At 33.7% G+C, this 20308-nt stretch carries 22 protein-coding genes; 15 read left to right on the top strand and 7 right to left on the bottom strand.

The genetic code is table 11. The annotated features are described in order from the left end of the window. Positions 1–64 precede the first annotated feature (64 nt). On the bottom strand, positions 65–778 hold the full coding sequence (locus M2373_RS14170; RefSeq protein ID WP_259111698.1) for a phosphatidylcholine/phosphatidylserine synthase: 714 nt from the start codon (positions 776–778) through the stop codon (positions 65–67). Positions 779–892: 114 nt separating this feature from the next. Here M2373_RS14170 and M2373_RS14165 point away from each other — a divergent pair, with 114 nt between their 5' ends. The 10 genes from M2373_RS14165 (at position 893) to M2373_RS14120 (ending at position 12692) form a co-directional block, all read left to right on the top strand. Beyond that, positions 893–2824: an LTA synthase family protein gene (locus M2373_RS14165; RefSeq protein ID WP_259111697.1), complete on the top strand. Its 1932-nt coding sequence runs from the start codon at positions 893–895 to the stop codon at positions 2822–2824. A 171-nt stretch (positions 2825–2995) separates the two neighbouring features. Further along, positions 2996–3415, top strand: coding sequence for a DUF2147 domain-containing protein (locus tag M2373_RS14160; protein ID WP_259111696.1), 420 nt, complete (start codon positions 2996–2998; stop codon positions 3413–3415). Positions 3416–3524: 109 nt separating this feature from the next. Next, the gene (locus M2373_RS14155) at positions 3525–4505 is read left to right on the top strand and encodes a pyruvate dehydrogenase complex E1 component subunit beta (RefSeq protein ID WP_259111695.1); all 981 of its coding nucleotides are present in this window, start codon (positions 3525–3527) and stop codon (positions 4503–4505) included. A 122-nt stretch (positions 4506–4627) separates the two neighbouring features. Beyond that, positions 4628–6619, top strand: a complete 1992-nt coding sequence (locus M2373_RS14150; RefSeq protein ID WP_259111694.1) for a KUP/HAK/KT family potassium transporter — start codon at positions 4628–4630, stop codon at positions 6617–6619. Between the two features lie 69 nt (positions 6620–6688). Further along, on the top strand, positions 6689–7162 hold the full coding sequence (locus M2373_RS14145; protein ID WP_048511068.1) for a Fur family transcriptional regulator: 474 nt from the start codon (positions 6689–6691) through the stop codon (positions 7160–7162). A gap of 3 nt (positions 7163–7165) precedes the next feature. Then, a complete protein-coding gene (locus M2373_RS14140; protein ID WP_259111693.1) occupies positions 7166–8917 on the top strand; it encodes an OstA-like protein in 1752 nt (583 codons plus the stop codon). A gap of 8 nt (positions 8918–8925) precedes the next feature. Continuing rightward, entirely contained in the window at positions 8926–9507 is a 582-nt protein-coding gene (locus tag M2373_RS14135; RefSeq protein WP_259111692.1) for a hypothetical protein, read from the top strand. A gap of 455 nt (positions 9508–9962) precedes the next feature. Beyond that, positions 9963–11138 (top strand): aspartate aminotransferase family protein, encoded by a 1176-nt coding sequence (locus tag M2373_RS14130; protein WP_259111808.1) that lies wholly within the window; start codon positions 9963–9965, stop codon positions 11136–11138. Positions 11139–11418: 280 nt separating this feature from the next. Continuing rightward, on the top strand, positions 11419–11805 hold the full coding sequence (locus M2373_RS14125) for an START-like domain-containing protein (RefSeq protein WP_089737601.1): 387 nt from the start codon (positions 11419–11421) through the stop codon (positions 11803–11805). A gap of 77 nt (positions 11806–11882) precedes the next feature. Continuing rightward, on the top strand, positions 11883–12692 hold the full coding sequence (locus tag M2373_RS14120; RefSeq protein ID WP_259111691.1) for an aminotransferase class IV: 810 nt from the start codon (positions 11883–11885) through the stop codon (positions 12690–12692). Positions 12693–12777: 85 nt separating this feature from the next. Here M2373_RS14120 and M2373_RS14115 read toward each other — a convergent pair whose 3' ends face one another. Continuing rightward, on the bottom strand, positions 12778–13359 hold the full coding sequence (locus tag M2373_RS14115; RefSeq protein ID WP_259111690.1) for an N-acetylmuramoyl-L-alanine amidase: 582 nt from the start codon (positions 13357–13359) through the stop codon (positions 12778–12780). Positions 13360–13472: 113 nt separating this feature from the next. After that, positions 13473–14021 (bottom strand): YqgE/AlgH family protein, encoded by a 549-nt coding sequence (locus M2373_RS14110; protein ID WP_259111689.1) that lies wholly within the window; start codon positions 14019–14021, stop codon positions 13473–13475. A 24-nt stretch (positions 14022–14045) separates the two neighbouring features. Here M2373_RS14110 and pdxH point away from each other — a divergent pair, with 24 nt between their 5' ends. Continuing rightward, positions 14046–14687 (top strand): pyridoxamine 5'-phosphate oxidase, encoded by a 642-nt coding sequence (gene pdxH, locus M2373_RS14105; protein WP_259111688.1) that lies wholly within the window; start codon positions 14046–14048, stop codon positions 14685–14687. Positions 14688–14885: 198 nt separating this feature from the next. Here the strand turns inward: pdxH and M2373_RS14100 are convergent, their stop codons facing one another. Beyond that, a complete protein-coding gene (locus tag M2373_RS14100; protein ID WP_259111687.1) occupies positions 14886–15200 on the bottom strand; it encodes an HU family DNA-binding protein in 315 nt (104 codons plus the stop codon). 399 nt (positions 15201–15599) lie between these two features. Between M2373_RS14100 and panD the strand changes: the two genes are divergently transcribed. From panD to M2373_RS14080, 4 genes are all read left to right on the top strand, one after another. Continuing rightward, positions 15600–15950 (top strand): aspartate 1-decarboxylase, encoded by a 351-nt coding sequence (gene panD, locus M2373_RS14095; RefSeq protein WP_055984500.1) that lies wholly within the window; start codon positions 15600–15602, stop codon positions 15948–15950. 3 nt (positions 15951–15953) lie between these two features. Beyond that, entirely contained in the window at positions 15954–17030 is a 1077-nt protein-coding gene (locus M2373_RS14090) for a lysylphosphatidylglycerol synthase transmembrane domain-containing protein (protein ID WP_259111686.1), read from the top strand. 176 nt (positions 17031–17206) lie between these two features. Beyond that, positions 17207–17782, top strand: a complete 576-nt coding sequence (locus tag M2373_RS14085) for a TerD family protein (RefSeq protein WP_259111685.1) — start codon at positions 17207–17209, stop codon at positions 17780–17782. A gap of 3 nt (positions 17783–17785) precedes the next feature. Beyond that, complete coding sequence (locus M2373_RS14080; protein ID WP_259111684.1) at positions 17786–18454, top strand: TerD family protein; 669 nt, start codon at positions 17786–17788, stop codon at positions 18452–18454. 29 nt (positions 18455–18483) lie between these two features. Here the strand turns inward: M2373_RS14080 and M2373_RS14075 are convergent, their stop codons facing one another. The 3 genes from M2373_RS14075 to M2373_RS14065 form a co-directional block, all read right to left on the bottom strand. After that, complete coding sequence (locus M2373_RS14075) at positions 18484–18921, bottom strand: N-acetyltransferase (RefSeq protein WP_259111683.1); 438 nt, start codon at positions 18919–18921, stop codon at positions 18484–18486. A 16-nt stretch (positions 18922–18937) separates the two neighbouring features. Beyond that, positions 18938–19408, bottom strand: a complete 471-nt coding sequence (locus M2373_RS14070) for a hypothetical protein (RefSeq protein ID WP_259111682.1) — start codon at positions 19406–19408, stop codon at positions 18938–18940. Positions 19409–19831: 423 nt separating this feature from the next. Next, a complete protein-coding gene (locus M2373_RS14065; RefSeq protein WP_259111681.1) occupies positions 19832–20299 on the bottom strand; it encodes a DUF2628 domain-containing protein in 468 nt (155 codons plus the stop codon). Positions 20300–20308: the final 9 nt, after the last annotated feature.

Below are 20308 nucleotides of genomic sequence, written 5' to 3'. Positions count from 1 at the left end.
AATTATGAGTTAAAAGAAAGTTGCATATTTTTCAACTTATCACGAATAACTCAAAACGTATAACTTAATTAAGCTGTTTTTGAAAAATAACTGATGTTAAAATATAATAAATAATCACTATCGGGATACCGACGGTTTTAAAAATAATCAAAATAATAACTGAACCTATTAAAAGGGCTATTTTCGGATAATTGTCCTGTAGTTTCATTGATTTGAACTTCATAGCGATCATTTTTATCGGGCTGATCAAAAGCCATGAACAAACGACTGTCAATAATACCAAAAATAATGAGTTTTCAAATAAAAAAGCAAAAGCTCCTATTTCTTTAAAGGCATAATATAATCCGAATATTAAAACGGTATTGGAAGGTGTGTTCAGTCCTTTAAAATAGTATTTCTGATCTTCATCCAGGTTGAAAATAGCAAGTCTTAAGCATGAGAATAAAGTAACGATTAATCCTAAATATTTAATCTCAAAAGGCAATTCCATTCCCAGAAATATTTTTCCGAAAGGTTCTAAAGCGGCATACATCGTTAATCCGGGAAGCAAACCAAAACTCACCATATCAGCAAGAGAATCAAGCTGTACACCCAAATTAGAGTTGGATTTTAATGCTCTGGCCACAAAACCATCGAAAAAATCTAAAATCAATGAAAGAATAATACAGATAGCAGTTGTCTGATAATCACCAAGAATAAGATGGATAGCTCCTACGCATCCTGAGAAAAGATTTCCCAGTGTGATAGCATTGGCAAGATTATTTTTAATAAAGTTCATAGCCACAAAATTAAAATAATAAATCAGTTTAACAATGTAAGAATTTAACAATGTACCAGTAATTGTTACATCGGGACATTGTTAAATTATTACATTAATTTGGTAGATTTGCACATGAAATTTTTTAAAGAATTTAGAAAACAGGAAGTTCTGGTTTTATTGTACAGAATTTTTTTAGCATACTTTTTTTATCAGATTGCAAGATTTTTATTCTGGTATTTTAATAAAGAATTAATTAAAGTTGATTCTGTAGCAGATTATTTCAGCTTGTCATATCACGGAATTGCATTTGATACCACAGCTATTTTATACGTCAATGCATTATTTATTCTTTTAAGTATTATTCCTATTGTTATCAATACGAAAAAGGGATATCAGAAAATTCTGTTCTGGATTTATTTTATAACCAACGGAATTGCCTATGCCATGAATTTCGGTGATTTTGTATACTTCAAATTTTCACAGACGAGGCTTACTTCAGCGGCATTTCAGGTAGCTCAGCATGAATCGAATATCTTTAAAGTATTCACAACGTCTATGATGCAGCATCCTTTTATTCTGATCTGGTTTGTGGTGTTAATGGGGCTTTGGGTTTTTCTTTATAAAAGGGTAAAAATCACAGAAAACAAACCGATAAAACTGGTTCCGTATTTTATATGGTCAGTTCTTACGTTGTGTATCACTGCGGTTCTGGCAGTTGGCGGAATTCGTGGGGATTTTAAACACAGCACAAGACCGATCAATCTGGTGGATGCCAACCGTTTCGCAAAAATTCCTTCTCAGGGAAATATGGTGTTGAACAGTACTTTTTCTTTTTTCAGAACATTGGGAACAAACAATTTTAAAGAAGTTCATTTTGTAGATGAACCATTTATTGATGAAAATATTCAGCCTTATAAAGAATATGACAGAAAAGTAGAAAACAAACCAAATATTGTTATTTTTATTGTAGAATCGTTCAGCAGAGAGTATTCGGGAGCTTTTAATAAAGATAAAAATATTAAAGATTACGTTTCTTACACTCCATTTATTGATAGTTTGGCTGGGCAAAGTTTAATTTTCCCCAATACTTTTGCCAACGGAAGACAGTCAATTCATGGGATGAGCTCTGTTTTGGCTGGAATTCCCAGTTTGACAGATGCTTTTACAAGTTCGCCATATTCCAATCAGAAAATTCAGTCGATTGTTTCGATTTGTAATGAACTGGGTTATGATACTTCTTTTTACCATGGTGCGCCGAATGGATCTATGGGATTTTTAGGTTTTGGAAATATTCTTGGGTTTAAACATTATTTTGGAAAAACAGAATATAATAATGATAAAGATTTCGACGGAATGTGGGCGATTTGGGATGAACCGTTTTTACAGTATTTTGCGAAAAATGTAGGAAAAACACAACCTTTTATGGCAACTGTTTTTACAGCGTCTTCTCATCACCCTTTTAAGATTCCGGAAAAATACAACGGCAAGTTTAAAAAAGGAACCAACCAAATGCATGAACCGATTCAGTATACCGATTATTCTATTAAAAAATACTTTGAGACAGCGAAAAAGCAACCTTGGTTTAATAACACTATTTTTGTTTTCACAGGAGATCATACGAATGAAATTTATTATCCTGAGTATGAAAAAGCGATGAACCGTTTTGCTGTTCCTATTATATTATATTCACCTAACCCTGAATACAACTTAAAAGGCGTAAATCAGGAATTCGCCCAGCAGATTGATATTTATCCTACATTGGCTGATTTGATCGGATACAATAAAAAAATAAGAAGCTGGGGAAGAAGTTTGGTAAGTGATAAAAAATATCCTGCTATTATTGCCAATTCAGATGGTGGAGTAGAGCAGTTTATCATCGGAGAATATATTTATCGTTTTGACGGAAAAGAAGTGGTCGGAATTTTTGATAAAACAGATTTAGGACTCGAAAAAAACCTGATGGACCAGCTGAAAAACAATCCGGAAGTAGAAAAAGGGAAGCAGATTTGTAAAGCCTGGTATCAGGATTATATGAATAGAGTTATTAACAGGAAGATGTATTAAATCTGAGAACCGGATAAACTGAGCTGGATAAATTCTAGACAATGTTTTTGGTATGTCTATTGTTATATATGCCTAGGATAATAAAAATTTTTGTTTGTTTGAAATTAATTTATATTTTTAACAGTAAATAGACAACGAAAATATTTTATTTGAATTAAAACTATAAAAAATATGAGAAAATTATTATTAACATTCGTTCTTTCTCTATTCGGAGTATTATCATTTGCTCAGATTGAAGGAAAATGGAAGACTATAGATGATGAAACCAAACAGGCGAAATCTATCGTTGAGATCTATAAAAAATCAGACGGGAAGTATTACGGAAAGGTATCTCAGCTACTTATCAAGCCTGCAGATCCAAACTGTAGTGCCTGTAAAGATGACAGAAAAGGAAAACCTATTCTGGGTCTTGAGATCATCAGAGGATTGAAAAAAGATGGGGATGAGTTCAGCGGTGGAACGATTACAGATCCTAAAACAGGTAAAACATACAAATGTACCATCACCAAAAGCGGAGACCAGCTTAGTGTAAGAGGATATGTAGGAGTATCTTTATTGGGAAGAACTCAAACTTGGCAGAAAGTTAATTAATCAAGTTAAATAAAATTAATAAAACGGCATTTCAATAAATGAGATGTCGTTTTTGTTATGTTAATAATAAAAAAACACTATTTTTGTAGTCTAAATTTTTCAAATAAATATGGCAGAATATACTTTTCGTGAGGTAATTGCACAGGCAATGAGCGAGGAAATGCGTAAAGACGAATCCATCTTTTTAATGGGGGAGGAAGTTGCAGAATACAATGGTGCATATAAGGCTTCAAAAGGAATGCTGGATGAATTTGGTCCTAAAAGAGTAATCGATACACCAATCGCTGAGCTGGGCTTTACAGGTATTGCTGTAGGTGCTGCGATGAATGGTAACAGACCAATTGTAGAGTATATGACGTTCAATTTCTCATTGGTAGGTATTGATCAGATTATTAATAACGCGGCAAAGATCCGTCAGATGAGTGGCGGGCAGTGGAACTGTCCTATCGTTTTCAGAGGTCCTACTGCTTCGGCAGGACAATTGGGTGCTACGCACTCTCAGGCTTTTGAAAACTGGTTTGCCAACGTTCCGGGCCTTAAAGTGGTAGTTCCTTCAAATCCTTATGATGCAAAAGGATTGCTGAAAACTGCTATTCAGGATAATGATCCGGTAATTTTCATGGAATCTGAGCAGATGTATGGTGATAAAATGGAAATTCCTGAGGAAGAGTACTATTTACCAATCGGGAAAGCAGATATCAAAAAAGAAGGAAAAGATGTTACTTTGGTTTCTTTCGGTAAGATCATGAAGCTGGCTATACAGGCTGCTGAAGATATGGAGAAAGAAGGAATCTCTGTTGAGGTGATTGATCTTAGAACTGTTCGTCCTTTAGATTTTGATACCGTTTTGGCATCTGTAAAGAAAACAAATAGATTGGTTATTTTAGAAGAAGCCTGGCCATTTGGATCAGTATCTTCTGAAATTACATATATGGTACAGCAAAAAGCATTTGATTATCTGGATGCTCCAATCAAGAGAATAACTACTCCTGATGCACCTGCACCTTACTCAGCTGCATTATTTGCAGAATGGTTCCCAAAACTTGAAAAAGTAAAAGAGGAAATCAAAAAAGCGATGTACGTTAAGTAATTTAATGATTATAGAGAAAAACTTCCGAAAGGAAGTTTTTTCATTTATTATATTCATGAAGAAAAGTTCTTGAGGTCATAAATTTAGTATAAATTTGCGCGTTTAAATTTAAAATTGCTGATATGGCAGATGTTACAGAAGGTGGTCATCATTTTGACCTTAAAAAACTTTCATTTGTAGGAGTTATTGTATCCTTGGGGATTGTATTCGGGGATATTGGTACATCACCGCTTTACGTAATGAAAGCGATTGTCAATGCCAGAAAAGACGGCGCAGGTATGCCTTTTGATGAATACATCGAGGGAGCCCTATCTTGTATTATCTGGACATTAACACTCCAGACTACCATTAAATATGTGATAATAGCTTTACGAGCTGATAACAAAGGTGAAGGAGGAATTCTGGCTTTGTATTCATTAGTCAAGAAGCTTAAGAAAAAGTGGCTCTATGTCGTCGCGATTATCGGAGCATCTACCCTTGTGGCAGATAGTGTTATTACACCTTCCTTAACGGTAATGTCAGCTATTGAAGGGCTTAAGATTTACAATCCTGAAACTCCTGTTGTAATTATTACATTATTCATTCTGTTTATTGTATTTGTAGTGCAGCAGTTTGGGACTGCCTCTATCGGAAAGTTTTTCGGACCGGTTATGGTAACCTGGTTTTTGGTATTGGGAATTTTCGGATCTGTGCATATTTTTGACCACGTTGAAATTTTCAGAGCTTTCAATCCAATCTATGCTTATAATCTGATCACGCATTCATCAAGTGCTATTGTGATTATGGGAGCGGTTTTCCTTTGTACAACGGGAGCTGAAGCTTTATACTCTGATTTGGGACACTGTGGTGCAAAAAATATCAGAATCAGTTGGGTTTTTGTTAAATCAATGTTGATTCTTAATTATTTAGGACAGGGAGCGTGGTTGTTGGATAATCATGAACTGGTTCATAAAGGAGTGAATCCATTCTTTGGAATAATGCCTGAATGGGCGGTATTACCTGGTGTGATTTTGGCTACTGCAGCAGCAATTATTGCGAGTCAGGCTGTAATTACGGGGTCGTTTACCATGTTTTCGGAGGCGATGTCAACTTCTTTCTGGCCCAATCAGCACATTGAATATCCTTCAGGGGTAAAAGGACAAATGTATATTCCCAGAATCAACTGGGGACTGATGGCATTCTGTTTTATCGTGGTGATCTTCTTCCAGAAATCTGAGAAAATGGAAGCTGCATATGGACTTACAATTACCATTACGATGTTAATGACCACCATATTGCTGTTATACTGGTTAAGCAGAACAAGAGTAAGTAAAATCTTCCTCGTTGGTTTCGCTTTAGTATATATTGCTCTTGAATCAGGATTCTTCTACGCCAATGTTATCAAATTTATGGATGGTGGCTGGCTTACTATGGTTTTGGGTGGATTTATTGCTGTATGTATGTATGCCTGGTATAACGGACGATTGATTAAATCTACATTTACACAATATGTAAAAATAGATAAGTACGTTTCAATCATCAAAGACATGAAGCTGGATGAAACCATTCCTAAGTACTGTACCAATCTTGCTTACCTGAGCAGAGCAAAAAAGAATGATGAAGTAGAATCAAAAATTATCTATTCTATCATTAAAAAACAACCGAAAAGAGCAGATCATTATTTTATTTTAAGTATTGTTAATCAGGAAGATCCATATACTTTTAAATATACTGTTGATGAAATTTTACCGGGAACGGTTTACAAAATTAATTTCTTGTTAGGATTTAAAGTTGACCGCAGAATTAATGACTATTTTAATATGGTCCTTAAAGATCTGATGGCTGACGGAACAATTCCTTCAAGAAGCAGCCATCCATCATTGAGAGCACATAATATCCCGCCGGATCTGAAATATGTAATCATAGATAACACCTATATCAATGATATACTTTTGACTGTTAAACAGAAGATTACACTGAATATCTACAACTTTGTGAAGTACATCGGAAGTGATGATTTCAAGTCTTGGGGAGTCACGTCACACAACGTGGTAGTGGAGTCTGCACCGATTACTGAACTGACGGTTTACGATAACAAAATTGAACAGGCAGGTTTTTTAAGACATAATAGTTAAGATCCTTTTAACAGATTGGTCTAGTATTTATTTAAATAAAAATCAATAAATTTGTAGATAATTTTTTTGATGGATACTTTACAAAAAGAAAAAAATATTGCTTTAATTAAAGACGTTTTAAGAAACTATTTGCTGGAAAAAGGCTTTAGGAATACTCCGGAACGTTATACGATATTAGAAGAGATTTATAATATGGATCATCACTTCAATGTTGATGATCTGTATCTTCTTATGATGCAGAAGAAATATCATGTTTCTAAAGCGACAATCTACAATACTATTGAGATTTTCCTGGATGCAGGGCTAATCCGTAAACACCAGTTCGGTGAAAAAACATTGACTTCATCTTCTTACGAAAAATCTTATTTTGATAAACAGCATGATCATTTGGTGATTTACAAAAAAGATTCTGACAAAGAAATTGAAGAAATTATCGAGTTTTGCGACCCAAGAATTCAAGGTATTAAAGAAGCTATCGAAGATGCTTTTGGCGTAAAAATTGATTCTCATTCGCTGTATTTTTATGGCACCAAGAATGACTAATCAATGAGACTGATCTTTGTTCTATTAGTTTTTATTTCAACGTTTACTTTTGCGCAAGACAAACAGACCCCTGCGCAAAGGGATCCGTATTTACAAAATCCGGTGAAAAATCCGCAGCAGGTAAAAAAGCCATTGAAGCCCGAAGATATGGTTCATATTATCAATGCTGATGAAATTATAAAAGACCCGAAAAAGTATGACGGTAATCGTTACCTGGTAGGGAATGTAAAAATTGAACACCAGGGGTCTATTCTTACAGCAGATGAAGTGGTCTTATATGATGAGGAAAACTTTGTCAAGGCAATAGGAAACACCAGACTTCAAAATACAGATGGTTCTGTCATTACAGCCGGAGAAATGGAATACGACGGAAATACTCAAAAAGGGGTTGCCCGAAAAAATGTTGTTCTTACCGATCCGAAACAGACCATCCGTACAGAGATAATGTATTATGATCGTCTTGCCAATCAGGCCTATTTTAATACGGGAGGTACAATCACAGACGGTCAGAGTAAGATGTATACAAAATCAGCTACTTATTTTCTGGATACCAAACTGATCGATTTTGTCGGAAACGTAAGAATTGATAATCCGGATTATATTGTTGAAGGTGTTAATATCAAACAAAATCAGAATACAAAGGTTGCTGAGTTTTTCGGTCCTACGACTATTACAAGACGTGATAATCCCAAAAACTACGTATACACGGAGAGAGGAACTTACAGAATGAATACCAAAGAGGCTTTTCTCAACAAAAACTCAAGGATTCACTATAATGACAAGATTCTTACAGGGGATGATCTTTACTATAATCAGCTTACAGGGTTCGGAAAAGGAACGGGAAATGTTAAACTTGATGATCCAAAGGAAAGAAGATGGATTTTAGGGGGCTACGGAGAAATTTATGAAAAGAAAGACTCTGCGATGATGACCAAAAATCCTTATGCTGTAAAGGCTTTCGAAAAGGATTCCATCTATTTTGCTTCCGAAAAAATTATTTCCTATCAAAAACCTGATTCGGCTGATGCTACCAAAAAGAAAAGTTTTTTAAGGGCCTTTAAAAAAGCAAGATTCTATAAATCAAATGCACAGGGAAGAGCAGATTCCATCGCTTTTAATGAAACGGATGGGGTAATGCATATGTTTACCAAGCCAATACTTTGGAGTGGTGAAAAGCAGGTGACGGGTGATAAAGTGGAAGCTTATTTTAACACGACAACAGAAGATCTCGATTCTCTGAAAGTGATCGGAAATGCCTTTGCGATCAGTAAAGTGGATTCATTAACTTTAAAAGATGAATTCAATCAGGTGAAAGGCCGATACATGACAGTACATTATCAGGACAATAATATCAAAGAAACTACAGTAATCGGAAATGCTCAGGCGATCAGTTATGCTGATGATGTAAATCAGGAAACAAAACAGCCGGAGAGAATAGGTATTTCTCTTACATCTTGTGGTATTATTGATGCCCTTTTTGAGGAAAAAGCTTTACAGATTGTTTCGTGTAATATCGGAGCTACTTCAGACACTTACCCTATGAGTAAAATAGAGCCTTCCAAACGGAAATTTTCAGATTTTAACTGGAATACCAAAGACAGGATACGGAAATGGCAGGATATTCTCGTAGATACACCAGACTACGAAGAAATAAAGTATGAATCCGATAATAAACTTTACGATCAGGTTCAGGAAGCTGCCGAAAAAGAAAGGGAAAAAGAAGAAGCCAAGAAACCGAAAAGAACAAGAAGATAAAATATAGTATGAAAAAAGTATTATTACTGCTTATGTTTTTTCCTTTAATGATTCTATCACAAAATTTGCAAGCAGACGAGCTTTTATGGAGTAAGGATAGAAAATTAAAAAAAGAAGATTATAAATTGATTACGCATGATATGAATGTTGAGATAAAATCATTTATCAGTTTTTCTTATCATTTAAGAGGTTTCAATGTTTTTAATAATAATCTCAATAAAAACATTATCAATAAATTTTCCGGTAATGCTTCTGTATTAAATCCTGATGCAAACAATATTGCAGCTCTTGTAGATTATCAGCAAGTGAATTTTGATCTATCAGAAGTTTATGCAAGAAGAATGCGTAGAGAGCTTCTCATAAATAAAAGTAAACTTTGGAAGGGCTTTGATTATGCTGAACAAACATTCAGCACTTTGGTTTCAGAGTATCAGAAAGCACAGAATTTAATGAATGAAGAAACTAATTACGGATTCGATTTTGAAAAGCTTAACGGATGGAAGCAGAAAATAGATAATGAGCTGAAAGATCTTTCTGAGTTTGACTATAATAATACAGTAAAAATTAAGATAAAGAAAACTGAAGGGTAGTCTGGAACTAATTTTTTTTAAATATTTTTGTCTAAAGATAGCTATGGAATATCAAAAAAACACCATTTTCAAAAATCGAAAATGGTGTTTTTTGTTTAAAATGGAACCTTTCAGTTACTTACATATGAAGTTTTTCTCAATATGAATAAATTTTTTATTCTAAAAATGGTGAAAACAAAATTCATACTGGAATTGAGTTTTAATTAGGTTTAATTTTATATCACATTGTATTGATTCCATTATGTTTAAAGTTTTTATTAAAATTTTATTAAATTGTTATTTTGAATTGTTTTATTTTATATATTTATATCAGGTTAAGATTTGAAATCTAATTAATATTTTGTGATTTGGTGGATCGCTCTCTTTATTGAGAGCGATTTTTTTATTCTATCGGTATAATTTCGGCGTTTGACGAATGTTTTTTAGTTTTGCTAAAATTTTTCAGGAAAATGGAAATGCAAAAAGACTTTTTTATATACCAGGCACAAACTACCAAATTTGCTGCAGGCTTTGAAGTGGAAAAAGCTGAAGGAAGCTATATCTATGGAACAAACGGTAAAAAATATCTGGACTTTGTAGCCGGAGTTTCTGCAAATACTCTGGGACACTCGCATCCGAAAATTGTTCAGGCTATTAAAGAACAGGCAGACAAATATCTGCACGTCATGGTTTACGGAGAATATGCTCAGGAAAAACCGGTAGCATTATGCAGACTTCTGGCAGAAGCTACTCCGGATTCGTTAGAAATTACTTATTTGGTTAACAGTGGAGCAGAAGCAATCGATGGAAGTTTAAAATTGGCTAAAAGATATACCGGAAGGGAAGAAATCGTTTCTTTTAAAGATTCGTATCACGGAAATACACATGGTGCACTAAGTGTTTCAGGGAATGAGACTCATAAAAGAGAATTTCGTCCTTTATTACCCATGGTCAGTTTTATTGAATTTAATAACGAAAATGATTTCGATAAAATTACTGAAAAGACTGCTTGTGTTATTTTAGAAACAATTCAGGGGGCAGCCGGTTTTTTAGTTCCGAATGATGACTATCTGATCAGATTGAAAACAAGATGCGAGGAAGTGGGAGCTCTTTTAATTCTTGATGAAATTCAGCCGGGATTCGGAAGAACCGGAAAGTTATTCTCTTTTGAACATTTCGGGATTGTTCCTGATATTTTGGTGATGGGAAAAGGAATGGGTGGCGGTGTTCCGGTAGGAGCTTTTATGAGTTCACGCGAAATTATGGAAACCCTGGCACATTCTCCAAAATTAGGACACATTACAACTTTTGGCGGAAATCCTTTAATTGCTGCTTCAAGTTATGCTACTTTAAAAGAAGTCCTGGAAAGTGGATTAATGAACGAAGTGAATGAAAAGGAAAAATTATACAGAGAACTTCTTGTTCATCCGAAAATTAAAAATATCAATGGGAAAGGACTGATGTTGGCAGTAAATCTTGGAACTCCGGATTATACTCTTGAAGTTGCCAAAAGATGTATGGAGAAAGGATTGATTGTTTTCTGGCAGCTTTACCGTAATGAATATCTGAGGATTTCTCCTCCATTGACAATTTCTAAAGAAGAGATAAGAGAAGGCTGTGAAATTATTTTGGAGGTTTTAAATGAAATATAATGAATTGGTGATCGAAGTAAAGAATTAATTTTTCATTTCTAAAAAGTAAAATTTCAATCTCTAGTTTTGCGGTTATTAACGGAATTTCAAGCATAGAAACTCTTCAGTCTGAAGAGTTTTTTTTAGGCTTGAAAGTAGACTTATGTTGTTAAAATACAAGTTAAACAAGCATTTAAAAATCTCTGACAAATATCATGAAGATTATGTAAAAAAGTAAACACATTTTTGTGTAATAAAAAAATTAATTTATATATTGCGGGACGATAAAAACAAAGATTATATGGCGAAACATAAAGTCCATTACGAATTTCCAATGCATTGTCTATCAGAGATTTTATATGAATATCTGGCGACTGCAGAAGGATTGTCTGAATGGTTTGCGGATGAGGTGACAGAGAAAGGTGATGACTTCTTTTTCAGCTGGGGAGGAGGACCTGCTGAGAAGGCCACTTTAATTAGATATAAGCCTGAAGGTTTCGTACGTTTCAGATGGGAAGAAGATGAAGGAACAAAAAACTTCTTTGAAATGACGATAACAATTGATGATATTACAGAAGATTTAGCTTTAAATATTACAGATTTCTGTGAAGAAGGTGATGAAGATGAAAATGCAATGTATTGGGAGAATCTTATTGAAAACCTTAGAATAAAACTAGGTGCAGCTTAATATAAACTGTATTAAATGGTAAAACTGATGAACGATTTATCGTTCATTATTTTTTTATAAATAAATCAGATCAAAAATTGGAAAATCAATATTTTACATCAGGTGAATTAAATGTTCAGAACAGAGCGTTTCTTTTGGGAGATGCTGTAAAGGTTTCTTTCTTTATCAGAGAGGCTAAACTCATTATGGATGAGGAATGCTATTTTTTCTTAATGGCTTCTATGAGAAAGATAAGAATGAATATTCCTTTAACATATACACTGGAGTTTTTTCAGTCACTTTTTCAAAAAGATATTATCGACGGAAAAGGAATAAAAAACGGGATTATCAATTTTCAGGTGTATAGAAATTCGGATGGGATTACGCTGTCCAAATCTTCTGTTTCCTACTTTTATGAAGTCGTGGAAATAGAAGATGTGCTGGAAACTCACCAAAGACCTCTGGAGCTGGATTTAATTAAAGAAATTAATGTAAATAACAATCTTTTAAGCAATATCAGGGTTCATTGTCCGGAAAATATTTACGGTGCAATTTATGCCCAGGAAAATGATCTTGATGACGTTATTCTTCTTAATCCAAATAAGAGGATAGCACGCGCTACTTCAGGAAATCTTTTATTTTTAGAAGGCGAGGTTATTAAAGTTCCGAAACAAACGGAAGGGGCCTACATTTCTCCTTTTATGGAAAATTTTGTTACTTTTTTACATAAAAATAAACTGGCAGACATTCAGGAGCACGAGATTATTGCTTTTGAATCTCAGAAAGCAGAAGAAATTTTATTGATTTCCGAAGAGAAGGGTATATTTTCTGTAGGAAAGATTAGAAATAAAACTTTCGGAAACAGCCGTTTTTTAGAAATGGTAAAAAAATGGAAAAAAAGTTTCTAGAAAATTGACAAACCCGGTAAACAACAAAGTTCCAAAAGTCCTTTACCGGGTTTTATTCTGAATAGATCAGAATTTGTTTTTTATTTTAGTATTCGTTGAAAAGATCGACGAATTTTTGTGCGATTTCTTTTTGTCCTTTTTCACTCGACAGATATTCTCTGTCTTTTTTGTTGTTAAGATACCCAAGCTCTATTAAAACTGCAGGAGACTTAGATTCTCTTAACATATGGAGATCACGCTCTGCAACGCTGCAGCTTCCTAATTTCTGAGTGATTTTATCAGCAATTTTTTTAGAATCTTCAGATTGCTGAATAAACAGCTCATGACCTTGTCTCTGAGTGTCATTTTCTGGTGTTCTATTCATATGAAGAGAAATTACCATAACCGGGCTCAGTTCGTTGATTTTATCCGTTCTTTCGGTAAGAGTTTTGTATTCATCGGAAGTTCTTGTCAAGAAAACTTCATATTTTTCCTGACTCTCATTGATCTCATGGATTTGCTTTGCGATATTTAAAACAATATCCTTTTCTGCGATTCCATTAACGTTGGCACCCAAATCATTTCCTCCATGACCGGCATCTACTACAATATACTTCTTTTTAACAGGTGTAAATGATAAAAAAGCTGTTGAAAAAAGAGATAATGCAAGTAATTTGATTCCTTTCATTTTCAGTGATTTTTGGTTTATCAAATAACGGGAATTATATTGTGAAAATTGGTTAACGGATTCTTAAAGTTTGTTAATTTTATATATCCCGCTGAATTGAGTAATATTTGAAATTAATTTAATGAAATATCTTCAGGAGAATTCGCCCATAGAAGGTATTCACCACCAAGATTCTGCATAATAGATTTCCAAAGAGTTTGATCATTGGGTAAAGTATAGTCAAGATTATACACGTCTACTACCGTCCAGAACTTTTTTTGAACCTCATTATCCAGTTGCATTGCAGACCATCCGGAATAGCCTGAAAAAATCTTAACATCATCAATATTCAGTTCCTGACTCAGAACAGCGCTGATGATGTTTTCAATATCTTCTGTAAGATAGAATTCATTGGAAATATCAGTGTAAATTTCGGTTACTTTTTTACCTTTTACAATAAAGAAAACCTTGTCATTTTCTACAGGACCGCCATCGTAAACTTCAATCTTGAAATCAAAGAAATTTTTGAACTTGCTACTCATCTGGCTGTTTTTTTTATTCAATATTAATCCGAAGGCTCCATGCTCGTTATGCTCAATCATCAAGACAACTGATCTGGAAAAAATATCTCCGGAAATGTCAGGCGTGGAAATTAATATTTTACCTTTGTATGAGTAATTCATACTCAAATTTAATAAAAAATATTTATGGAAAACCTGCACGACCAAAGAAAAGTGTACGAGAAATCCCAACTTATTGAAAGTGAGATAAAACAAAATCCCATTGAACAATTCAGAGATTGGTTTCTGGAAGCAAGTGAGAATCCTAATATTTCTGAAGCCAATGCAATGGCCGTTTCTACCTTGGAAAACGACGGCTGTCCACGTACAAGAATGGTTTTGTTAAAGGCTTATACGCATGAAGGGTTTATTTTTTATACCAATTATGACAGCCGAAAAGGAAAAGCAATAGAAAAGAATCATAAAGCCTGTCTTCATTTTTTCTGGCCCAACCTTGAAAGACAAATTATCATTAAAGCAGATTTGGAAAAAGTTGCTGAAAATTTAAGTGACGGATATTTCCATTCAAGACCGAAAGGCAGTCAGCTGGGGGCTGCAGTTTCTCCGCAAAGTAAGATTATTCCAAATAGAGAATACCTAGAAATAAAATTAAAGGAATTGGAAAAAGAGTTTGAAAATACCGAAGTGCCAAGACCTGCAAACTGGGGTGGCTATATTGCAAAACCTTATGAAATAGAATTTTGGCAGGGAAGACCAAACAGACTTCATGACAGAATTATTTATACTTTAGATGATTTGGACTGGGAAATCTCACGCCTGGCACCTTGATTTAACAACGGTTAAACTAATATTTATACTTCGTATTAGAAATGTAATGCTGAGTTTTCAGAGCATTTTTGATAATAACAACTCGTTTAAACTTTAATCGTTGATAATCTAAAGGTATAATTTGATGATAAAAATTATAAAAACATAAAAAAGGCTGTTTCAATAGAAGCAGCCTTGAATTTTTTGTAATCTGAATGATTATTTTTTCTTCTTACCAGCAGCAGCAGGTGCATTAGCAGTAGCAACGGCAGTAGATAAATCAGCTCCAGCTTTGAACTTAGCAACAGTTTTTGCTTCGATGTTGATTGGCTTTTTAGTTGCAGGGTTGATACCTTGTCTAGCAGCTCTCTCAGCTACTGAGAAAGTACCGAATCCTACTAAAGAAACTTTTCCGTCTTTTTTCTTTAAAGTAGAAGTTACGTTAGAAATGAAAGATTCTAAAGCAGCCTTAGCTGCAACTTTAGTGATACCTGCATCTTTTGCGATTGCGTCGATTAATTCAGACTTGTTCATAATTTTTAATATTAAAGTTAGTTCGTAATTATAGCAAATATAATACTATTTTCTAATTGTGCAATTTTTTTATTAAAAATTGTACAATTTTTGTAATTTTTGCGAAAAATAATTAAAATATGATAATTTGGCTTTTCACGAAAAATCTACGTTACAGCTTACTAAAATCGTGCCAAATGCTTATGTGTATTGACTTTAGCAAAAAATGTATTTTATTTTTTACATTTATTAAATCCTGAATTTTGTATAAAGTATTAATGTTTTTACCGATATGGTTATTGATTTTGTAATTAAAATTTGAAAATAATGTTTTTAATAAAAATAAACTCCTGTGTATCTGGTAGTTTTAAAATCATGGTAAAAGCTCATTTTATAAATTTTTATTAATAAATTTGCACCATGTTAATAGAAGTTTTTAAGTCTAAGATTCATAGGGTAAGAGTTACGGCTTCGGATCTTAATTATATTGGAAGTATCACGATAGATGAAGACCTTATTGAAGCTGCTGGATTGGTAGTAGGAGAAAGGGTTTATATCGTTAATGTAAACAATGGAGAACGTTTTGATACGTATGTTATCAAAGGAAAAAGAAAATCCGGAGAGGTTTGTCTGAATGGCCCTGCAGCTAGAAAAGTGCAGCGAGATGATATCATTATTATCATTGCCTATGCTCAGATGACTCCCGAGGAGGCACAAACTTTCCAGCCAAAGATTGTTTTTCCGGATGAAAAAACAAACCTTTTGACATAATCGATGGAGAAAAAATCAAAGAGTCCTTTAAAATCAATTTTAACAATAGTAATATCGCTTGCTTTTGCAGGCTTTTTTTTATGGTTTGCCCTTAAGGGTTTGGATTTTAAAGTTATTCAGAAATCACTGGCTAAGGCCAATTATTGGTGGGTGTTGCTGGCAGCATGTTTTGGAATCTCAGCTTACTGGTTCAGGGCGATACGCTGGAATCTGATGCTGGAACCCATGGGACACCAAATTTCGAATTCTAATTCACTATGGTCAATTTCGTTTGGCTATTTAATGAATCTTACCATTCCAAGAAGTGGCGAGGTGGCAAGAGCGACAGCTTTGTACGGAGTGGAGAAAGTTCCGGTTGATAAATCTTTCGGGACAATTATTCTGGAAAGAGTCGTGGATCTTGTATGTATGGTTGGTTTTTTGGGATTGACTTTAGTATTTAAATTTAATGCTATTCTTTCTTTCTACAATTTTGTGACTGAACAAAAAGATAAAAAGGAAAAATTTGAACCTAACTTTTTTGAAAGACAAATGATTAAAATCGGAGTTGATGATTTTGATACATTTTATTCTTCTTTAAAAATTATTATAGGTCTTTTAATAATAGTAGGACTAATCATTTTTTATAAATACAAAAAAGAAAGTTTAATTAATTTTGGAAAAGGTATTTTCCAGGGACTGACTTCAATTTTTAAATTAAAGCAGAAAGCTAAGTTTATTTTTTATACAATAGCAATTTGGGTTTCTTACTATTTTGCGGCATATTTAGTATGTTTTGCCCTTCCTGAAACTTCAGATTTTGCTTTTGCAGACGGGTTTCTGATTCTTGTAGTTGGGACATTCGGGATGATTATTCCGGCAAGTGGCGGAATCGGAGCTTTTAACTTAGCGATGAAATATGGCTTTATGGCGTTATTTATTTCTATGGGAAAAAGTGGCGAAATTGGGGGTGAGGTTGGATTGACTTATTCATTTATTTCATTGCCACTGCAGATAACCATTATGCTTGTGATGGGATTAATTTCTATTCCCATGCTGGCAAAGGAAAGAAATAAAGTGGTTACCGATCACAAAATTTAAACATTAAACTTTATTATAATATATAGCGTCCGGTCATAAAGACCGGACTTTTTCATTGGACAGATGGCGGTTAATTTATTTTTTAATAATTGACAATTCACATTATTTTTACCCTGAAATATTTTGGAAATTTCCCAAATCTGCCCTATCTTAGAGGAAACAACAGAAATATTATTATGGCAATTAACTTACAGAAAGGACAAAGAATTGAACTTGGATTTACAAAAATGACAATCGGTTTGGGTTGGGATCCTAATGATGGAGTAGGATATGATTTTGACCTGGATGCTTCAGCAATTATGATCGATGGAGACCGAAAACTGGTAAGTGAAGAGTATTTTGTTTTTTACAATAATCTGCAGTCTCCCGATGGAGCGTTACAACATACAGGTGATGATCCAAGCGGTAAAAACAGCAATGGAGATGACGATGAATCCATCGTTGTTGATCTTGAAAAAGTAGATTCTAGAGTAGAGGAGATTCTTTTTGTAGTCACTATCGAAGATTTTGAAAGAAGAAAACAAAACTTCGGACAGGTGAGGAATTCATATATCAGAATTATCGACAATGTTACCAATCAGGAAATTGCAAAATACGAGCTGGATGAAGATTTTTCCATTGAAACAGGAGTGGAATTCGGAAGGCTGTACAAACGTGGTGGAAGCTGGAAATTTGAAGCTTCAGGAATAGGCTACAGAGCTGATCTTGGTTTCTTCCTTGAAAAATATTACAAAGGACAAATCATAAAATAATATATGGCTATAAATTTACAAAAAGGGCAGACGATCAATCTCAGAAAGAATGAGAAAGGAGATGATGCATACGACCTTTCACAAGTTACCATAGGATTGGGATGGGATGTCCGGAAATCAGGAGGTTTTTTCGGTAAACTGTTTGGCAGTGCCCCGGAATATGATCTTGATGCCATTGCGTTTCTTCTTGATAAAAACGGCAAAGTAGCCAATATGGGAAAAACTTTGCAAAGACAAAACGGAAAGAATATCGTTCTGTACGAAAGTGATGTTATTTACTTTAATTCCATGAGACATCCAAGCGGAAATATCTGGCTGACGGGAGATAACAGAACCGGAGAAGGAGATGGCGATGATGAGCAGATTATTGTTCAGCTGGATAAGCTGCCTCTGCGGTATGAGAAAATTGTTTTTGTAGTTTCCATTTATCAGGGAAATACCAACAGGCAACACTTTGGAATGATAGAAAATGCATTTATCAGAGCCGTTGATGCCAGAGGAAAAGAGATTACAAAATTCAGCCTGTCAGGTGATGCCAGTATGAATGGAATGTGTTCTATGGTTTTTGCAGAAGCATACCGGCATGACGGAGACTGGAAATTCAGAGCTTTGGGCGAACCTCATCGAACCGATAATTTTATTGATGTTCTCGTTCCTTATTCGTATAAATAAAGAAAAAGTATGCTGAAAAGCATACTTTTTTATTTTTGAAACTCCATAAAATAGGAATCGTCGTTTTCATCGATGATTACAAATCCCAGACTTGAATATAAATGTTGGGCTTTGTTGGTTTTCAGTACACTTAAAGTTATTGTTTTCTGACTGTTTTTAGCTTCCTCAATGATTTCGGTTAAAATAAATCTTCCAATACCTTTTCCTTGTAAGCCCGGATCAATCTGTAGCTGAATAATATAAATAGTATCTTTATTTCTGTTGATTTTCAGCAACCCGATCGGCTCATTATTAAAAATAACAATATTTGCTTTATCATATTCATACAGAACTCTTTGAGTATGAACTTCTCTTGTTGCAGGAAGGTTCGAGCTGATATAATGCTCACTCATCGTTTTTTCCCTTAAATGAATTAAAAAATTCATGTCACTTTCTGTGGCTTTACGATATTGAAGATTAAAGCTCATTGAATAATATTTAAGCTTAAAAGTTATGGTTATTTATAACCGTTTCAACTTCTTTTTTATCAAAGCTGAATGTGTAATCTTCAGGCATCGGAATTTGAGACGTTTTAGTTTTTCCGTTGACTGTATTATCATACTTTTTAAATTCATGCTTGATTTCTCCAACTCTTATGTATCCATCTTTTTCCCAGTTAGTGATATAAAATTTAGCAGAAGTATTAGTGATTGTTGAAGACCTTGTACCATCTGCATTACGAGCATTGATAATCGAATTACTTTCTTTGATGATTAAAATGGGAGTTTTTTCATTCAGATAAATCGTAGTTTTTTCGTAAATAGGACTTTGATCTTCTTTTAAATCTTCTAATTTTAAAATACGATTTCCTTTAATTTCTTGCTCAATTCTATTGATTGTTTTCTCTTTATCAACCTGTCCATTACTTAAGGTGAAAAAAACGATAAAAAACATAATTGGTAATAATTTTTTCATAACATACTAATTTTTAACCCAAACTAATTTTCAACCATCTCTTTGCATATATAATAAACCCTTCATTCGGCATTATCAACGGGATGGTAGGTGTGTCCTGTTTTCTCAGATGTAAATGTATCTTTTTTCTAATCCAAAATAAAAATAAAAGAGTTTTCTCAAGGAATAGCCAAAAGCATTTCTCCCGTGAAATAATGAAAAATACGAATAGATAAATATCCAGTCAAAACCATCATTATCACATATAAAGGTAGACTTTTATTTAGAATTTTCTTTAATCCAGGTTTTAAATTCAGACATTACCTCTTTATGATCATTAAAAATAAGATTCTTCTTTGCCGAAGCCTGAAAATACTCAAGCATAAGGTTAAGAAGTCGCTGTCACTTTCTGTGCTTTACAATATTTAAGATTAAAGCTCACTTCTACTGCAAAATGAAAATTATTACTATTAATGCTAGTATAATCCCAATAAATACAAAACTTGTTCCTCCTTTCTTTAAAACAAATTTCGTCTGCTGATCTGTCTCTTTGTATTTGTCAGTAGCTTTATTAACAATCCTGTTAGCTTTTCTTAAATACAAATAATTTCCAGAAAATCCGATACAGATTAAAAAAGTAATTGTAAAAATAATACTGAAAGCATTAGTCTTGTCCTCCCCAATAATACGAAGTAAATAGTATTTTTCAAATAATGTTTCTATAAGGATAAATGAATAAATGAATATTGCTTCCCAATACATTTTTCTATAAAGAAACCAAAAAAATCCAAAAATTAAAGTAGCATAGTTGAACGTTAATTTTTCATTATTTTCAAATTTACTTAGTTTGTTGATGTAATAATCTTTTCTTTCCTGGAAAAAGGTTTCGTATAGTTCAATATTGTTTTTCATGGATAATTT

It is taken from the genome of Chryseobacterium sp. JUb7, from assembly GCF_024806495.1.
Taxonomy (GTDB): Bacteria; Bacteroidota; Bacteroidia; order Flavobacteriales; family Weeksellaceae; genus Chryseobacterium.
Note: the sequence above shows the minus strand (reverse complement) of the source record. Positions and strands in the feature narration are given on the sequence as shown.

Coding starts and splice junctions, on each gene's coding strand:
- M2373_RS14170 (WP_259111698.1), bottom strand. CDS start 778: ATGAACTTTATTAAAAATAATCTTGCCAATGCTATCACACTGGGAAAT.
- M2373_RS14165 (WP_259111697.1), top strand. CDS start 893: ATGAAATTTTTTAAAGAATTTAGAAAACAGGAAGTTCTGGTTTTATTG.
- M2373_RS14160 (WP_259111696.1), top strand. CDS start 2,996: ATGAGAAAATTATTATTAACATTCGTTCTTTCTCTATTCGGAGTATTA.
- M2373_RS14155 (WP_259111695.1), top strand. CDS start 3,525: ATGGCAGAATATACTTTTCGTGAGGTAATTGCACAGGCAATGAGCGAG.
- M2373_RS14150 (WP_259111694.1), top strand. CDS start 4,628: ATGGCAGATGTTACAGAAGGTGGTCATCATTTTGACCTTAAAAAACTT.
- M2373_RS14145 (WP_048511068.1), top strand. CDS start 6,689: ATGGATACTTTACAAAAAGAAAAAAATATTGCTTTAATTAAAGACGTT.
- M2373_RS14140 (WP_259111693.1), top strand. CDS start 7,166: ATGAGACTGATCTTTGTTCTATTAGTTTTTATTTCAACGTTTACTTTT.
- M2373_RS14135 (WP_259111692.1), top strand. CDS start 8,926: ATGAAAAAAGTATTATTACTGCTTATGTTTTTTCCTTTAATGATTCTA.
- M2373_RS14130 (WP_259111808.1), top strand. CDS start 9,963: ATGCAAAAAGACTTTTTTATATACCAGGCACAAACTACCAAATTTGCT.
- M2373_RS14125 (WP_089737601.1), top strand. CDS start 11,419: ATGGCGAAACATAAAGTCCATTACGAATTTCCAATGCATTGTCTATCA.
- M2373_RS14115 (WP_259111690.1), bottom strand. CDS start 13,359: ATGAAAGGAATCAAATTACTTGCATTATCTCTTTTTTCAACAGCTTTT.
- M2373_RS14110 (WP_259111689.1), bottom strand. CDS start 14,021: ATGAATTACTCATACAAAGGTAAAATATTAATTTCCACGCCTGACATT.
- pdxH (WP_259111688.1), top strand. CDS start 14,046: ATGGAAAACCTGCACGACCAAAGAAAAGTGTACGAGAAATCCCAACTT.
- M2373_RS14100 (WP_259111687.1), bottom strand. CDS start 15,200: ATGAACAAGTCTGAATTAATCGACGCAATCGCAAAAGATGCAGGTATC.
- panD (WP_055984500.1), top strand. CDS start 15,600: ATGTTAATAGAAGTTTTTAAGTCTAAGATTCATAGGGTAAGAGTTACG.
- M2373_RS14090 (WP_259111686.1), top strand. CDS start 15,954: ATGGAGAAAAAATCAAAGAGTCCTTTAAAATCAATTTTAACAATAGTA.
- M2373_RS14085 (WP_259111685.1), top strand. CDS start 17,207: ATGGCAATTAACTTACAGAAAGGACAAAGAATTGAACTTGGATTTACA.
- M2373_RS14080 (WP_259111684.1), top strand. CDS start 17,786: ATGGCTATAAATTTACAAAAAGGGCAGACGATCAATCTCAGAAAGAAT.
- M2373_RS14075 (WP_259111683.1), bottom strand. CDS start 18,921: ATGAGCTTTAATCTTCAATATCGTAAAGCCACAGAAAGTGACATGAAT.
- M2373_RS14070 (WP_259111682.1), bottom strand. CDS start 19,408: ATGAAAAAATTATTACCAATTATGTTTTTTATCGTTTTTTTCACCTTA.
- M2373_RS14065 (WP_259111681.1), bottom strand. CDS start 20,299: ATGAAAAACAATATTGAACTATACGAAACCTTTTTCCAGGAAAGAAAA.